Annotated in this window: 2 protein-coding genes; both read right to left on the reverse strand. The window is 53.0% G+C overall.

Translation table 11 applies throughout. From position 1 onward, the window contains the following. Positions 1-159: 159 nt before the first annotated feature. Complete coding sequence (locus tag SYN8016DRAFT_RS15440; RefSeq protein WP_159098337.1) at positions 160-303, reverse strand: hypothetical protein; 144 nt, start codon at positions 301-303, stop codon at positions 160-162. A gap of 18 nt (positions 304-321) precedes the next feature. Next, entirely contained in the window at positions 322-504 is a 183-nt protein-coding gene (locus SYN8016DRAFT_RS14220) for a hypothetical protein (protein ID WP_006855129.1), read from the reverse strand. Positions 505-787 lie beyond the last annotated feature (283 nt).

The following is a 787-nucleotide window of genomic DNA, read 5'->3' on the forward strand; positions in this document are numbered from 1 at the left end:
ATGGTGGTAGTCATGAGGACGGAAAAGAGCCTGTGGGACGAATCCCGGTGGCGAATAAAGAAGGTCGGTTAACCCGACACAGGCAATGTAACGGAAGTTTGCGGAGCTGACACGGAATGGGCGCGGAGACTTTCTGATCCCTCCGATCAGCTCAGCTGATCACGCCTGCCCTGGAGTGGGTTGATGGCCTGAAGGCGATGCCTGAAGCCAAGGCCTGAGGGGCAGGGCGATGCTGGAGTCCTTGGCAAACGGCCATAAAAAAACACCACGCGCTGGTGGTGTGATCCTTGCCGATGGCACCAAGGCGTTGGGCGTCAGAGTTCAGATGGCTCCGGTGGCGGCCACCGGCTGCATCATGCCCCCATCACCATTGCCGAAATCATCATCATCTGAGTTTTCGTTGGGCTGGCTGAGCGCATAAGCCCCAATAAAAATGCTTCCAACGATGCTGATAACAAGTTGGAACGGAAAGTTGATGCTTTCAGAGACGACGTATTCGCCCATCAATGAATCTCCGTTACTTTTCTAAATATAGTCGTGAAGCCCGGTTTTGTCAGCTGATTAGTCAGTTTTTTCAACTGGAACGAGAGAGATTTGGCGTCTTTGTTTGTTGTTTAGGGATGGGAAGGCACAAAAAAGCCCCCTCCTTTTGGGAGGGGGCTTTCTAGTTCAGTTGATCTGAACTTTTAAGGGGTTCCAGATCAACCGATTGCAGGTGCTTGGAGAGCCACAGGTGTGGACTCAGCAGCTGCCAGGTCGAGGGGGAATTATGAGCGCTGCGCTCGTG

Origin of the sequence: Synechococcus sp. WH 8016, assembly GCF_000230675.1 — a bacterium.
GTDB lineage: Bacteria > Cyanobacteriota > Cyanobacteriia > PCC-6307 > Cyanobiaceae > Synechococcus_C.